Here is a 738-nt window from a genome sequence, read left to right on the forward strand (position 1 = left end):
GCGGGAGGGTCGTGGACGAGCAGCGGGCGCACGCCGTCTACCGCCGGCTGGCGGTCGAGGAGTTCCCCGGCGAGCTGCGCATGGGGCTGAATCTCGGCTTCTACCGGACCTTCGCCGTGCCGGGCATCGCCAGGGTGCTGGTGGACACCGGGAAGATGACCGGTCGTCCGGTGGAGCGCGCGAAGGCCACAGGTGAGCTGATGTTCGCCCTGATCGAGCATGGTCTGGACGCGCCGGAGGGGCGTCGCGCGGTGGCGGCGATGAACGCGCTGCACGCCGGTCTTCCGGTGGGTGAGGAGGAGTTCGTCCATGTGCTGGCGGCGTTCTGTGTCTCTCCCCTGCGGCATATCGACGCGTTCGGCCGGCGCCCGACGACCCCGTCCGAACAGGCGGCGGCCCACCGGTTCTACGCCGGCCTCGCCGACCGGATGGGAATCGGCGGGTTTCCCGACTCCTACGCCGCCCTGACCGCGTGGATGGACGCCTTCGAGCGGCGCGCCTTCGCGGTCACGGACGAGGGCCGGGCGTTGCTGGAGGCGACCCGGGGCGTCCTGGTGTCCCGGCTGCCGCGGGTGCTGGCGCCGGTGGCCCGCTCCGCGGTGAACGCGTTGTTCGACGAGCGGCTGTTGGAGGCGCTGGGCGCCAGACCCGCGCCGCGGCTGGTGCGGCGGCTGGTGGGATTCGCCGTGACCCGGCGGACACGGTCCCGCTCGTCACCCCCCACCAGCCCCACCAACT

General features: G+C 72.9%; 1 protein-coding gene. It reads left to right on the forward strand.

Annotated features, from left to right (window positions below):
* Nucleotides 1-11 precede the first annotated feature (11 nt).
* The coding region (locus E1283_RS36725) for an oxygenase MpaB family protein (protein ID WP_243745362.1) at nt 12-738 on the forward strand (727 nt) is incomplete at its 3' end.

Origin of the sequence: Streptomyces hainanensis (genome assembly GCF_004348415.1) — a bacterium.
Lineage (GTDB): Bacteria > Actinomycetota > Actinomycetes > Streptomycetales > Streptomycetaceae > Streptomyces > Streptomyces hainanensis.